Annotated in this window: 3 protein-coding genes and 1 pseudogene; 3 read left to right on the top strand and 1 reads right to left on the bottom strand. The window is 38.7% G+C overall.

Features of this window, described 5'->3' with window-relative positions; translation table 11 throughout:
- Nucleotides 1–273: 273 nt before the first annotated feature.
- On the bottom strand, nt 274–729 hold the full coding sequence (locus BFJ94_RS25090) for a helix-turn-helix domain-containing protein (protein WP_120465412.1): 456 nt from the start codon (nt 727–729) through the stop codon (nt 274–276).
- 57 nt (nt 730–786) lie between these two features.
- Here BFJ94_RS25090 and BFJ94_RS25550 point away from each other — a divergent pair, with 57 nt between their 5' ends.
- The 3 genes and pseudogenes from BFJ94_RS25550 to BFJ94_RS26015 form a co-directional block, all read left to right on the top strand.
- Entirely contained in the window at nt 787–963 is a 177-nt protein-coding gene (locus BFJ94_RS25550; protein ID WP_162944425.1) for a hypothetical protein, read from the top strand.
- Nucleotides 964–1256: 293 nt separating this feature from the next.
- The gene (locus BFJ94_RS25085) at nt 1257–1910 is read left to right on the top strand and encodes a PBECR4 domain-containing protein (protein ID WP_120465411.1); all 654 of its coding nucleotides are present in this window, start codon (nt 1257–1259) and stop codon (nt 1908–1910) included.
- Nucleotides 1911–2101: 191 nt separating this feature from the next.
- Nucleotides 2102–2285 (top strand): annotated as a pseudogene (locus tag BFJ94_RS26015) (hypothetical protein); the annotation flags it as partial.

The raw sequence follows: 2285 nt of genomic DNA, 5'->3' as shown, positions 1-2285 counted from the left end.
AGATCAGGATACGCCGCCCTGCTATGATCCGAATAAGTAAGGCTCCCAAACGGGAGCCTTTTTGCATTCATTTTTACTTTATCCGTTCACTCGGCCACATCGTCCATCAATAGCTTAGACGCCATTTTTAACGTCTCTTTTTGTAGGGACCGATCAATCCGCTTCTGGACTTCAGGGGTTCGTACTCCAATGAATTCTGCGAACGAAACACCGAAGCGTTTTTCAATTGCTTTCCGAGCAGCTGCAGCTTCACTGCATCCAAGGTTTTGATTTTTATTCTTGGGACCCGGCATTTTTTTGATCAGCACCCTCAACAATAGAATAGATGATGTTTTTAAGCTGTTGTTTCTTTTCTTTTTCTAATTGATCCGACTTCGTTTTAAGCGGCAGAATGACCTCCAATAGAGGTAAGACATTTGAGTCCAGAATCGTTTCTAGGTATTTCAGATCCGCGGCACTAATGTCATTAACTGAAAAAGTTGAGCTCTGATCTTCGTCACGTGAATAAATAGTTGTTTCTGGAACAATCTGATCTAAGGATACCTTAAAGAAACGACAGATTCTAACTAAGGTTGCAACTTTTGCACCTCGACCGTTCTCGATACCGTAAAGTGTAGGTTGAGAGACACCCGTTTCCTTTTCCAAATCGCGAAGTGTCATTTTGTTTAGTTGTCTTAATCGCCTTACATTTTCCCCGATCATAATATTTATATCTTTATCTTCCATCATAAAATCACCGTATCTCAATTTTTCTTTTATTCTATCATTATTTTGGAGGGAAATAACATGAGTGAAGTTTCAAAAGATTTTGAGAGAGCATTTGAAAAGATGAAGGGGAACTTCCGGATCGAGGGAATAGAAATTAAAGATGAGGAAAAAGAGTTGTTTTATGCGCTCTATACGGGCAAGATCTCTCAAAAAGAATTCTATGAAAAAATGGGAGTCGAGGATCCTGGTGTATGATTTTTTCGATCCATGGAACGCTATTCAAGACGTGACCCAAATCCGGCTAAAAGGGACTTTTATCAACCTGGAAGAAGGTAAAATTCCATTGACTATATGCATAAATTGCTCTAAAATTGATTATAGTAAAAGTAGGGCGTAAGCCATCCGGAACGACAGCTCTGGAATCCTCGCCGGGGGGACGTTAAACAATACCGTGTAGTCGAGCTTTTAGCTGTCTCTTAGTTTTTAATGTCAGCTCTGATGATATAATTTCATCAGAGCTTTATTTATTTTATATAAGGGGACTACTAATGTCATTACTCGACCTTCCTTCTTTGCTTGCATTGCAAGTAAAGCCGGCTATTAATCAAATTGATTTGCCCCTCCTGCAGCAGTTTTATGAAACACAACTTGTACCATATACATACGTTTATAATATTTCCTCTGGAGAACAAATCACTTTGAAATTTGAAATTCACCGTTTTTGCCACCTGCTTGGTATTGAAAGTATCGTTGAAAGAGCATTGCATTGGTCTAAACGAAAGGGATACAAAGGTAGTTTAGGATGGGAAAACATAAAAAATGGATCGCTCAATTTTAAGCACCTTAAGGACAAAGCTGGGAAAACGGCGTTTAATAGTAAAAAAGATAAAATGCTTTATTTTTATCTTCTACCCAAGCTACTGAATTCAACAGAAACAATAATTAAATTTCATAAAGTGCCTGGCAGTAATGTCGAGTGCGAACTTCTACTTTTCAATCAATTAGAAGGTGTTTATATACATCTCGGTATTGAAAAAGAAGACGATGGAAAGAGCTATTATCCTCGAACATTTTTTATTGAACGCATAACAGCAAGCAACCCAGGGACCCGATTCATCGAAGATCAGCCTGATACTATAACGGTTCTTAGCTTCGAAAAACTAGAAAATCCTAGACCACCAGAAAAGGTCAAGAACGTTTAAATAAAGCCGCCAGCTTTGGCGGTTTTTTTGCGTCTGGGGAATGAATCACGCAGATCCGTGGAACGCTAAAAGCGTTCAAGGCGTGACCCCAATTCGATAGAATTAGGGTAGTGCAGGATATAAAGGTGTCTACGTCACCTTATAAAAGCGCTTTGCACTTGAGTTCTTAGTGTCTACAGGGTAAAATTAAAATGAAACAAAAAGATAGAAACATAGATTACATAAGGATGGAAGGTGTCTACATGTCTAGTTCTACAGTAAGAATTGACGAACATTTACACATACGAATGAAGGAATTAGCTGCTAAGAAGGGTACAACGTCGATTGCTGATGAATACAGAAAAGCATTGGAGCATTGGATTGCACAGGAAACAC

The organism is Paenibacillus aceti (assembly GCF_003614185.1).
Taxonomy (GTDB): Bacteria; Bacillota; Bacilli; order Paenibacillales; family Paenibacillaceae; genus Fontibacillus; species Fontibacillus aceti.
This window is presented reverse-complemented; position numbering and strand designations above follow the sequence as displayed.

Coding starts and splice junctions, on each gene's coding strand:
- BFJ94_RS25090 (WP_120465412.1), bottom strand. CDS start 729: ATGATGGAAGATAAAGATATAAATATTATGATCGGGGAAAATGTAAGG.
- BFJ94_RS25550 (WP_162944425.1), top strand. CDS start 787: ATGAGTGAAGTTTCAAAAGATTTTGAGAGAGCATTTGAAAAGATGAAG.
- BFJ94_RS25085 (WP_120465411.1), top strand. CDS start 1,257: ATGTCATTACTCGACCTTCCTTCTTTGCTTGCATTGCAAGTAAAGCCG.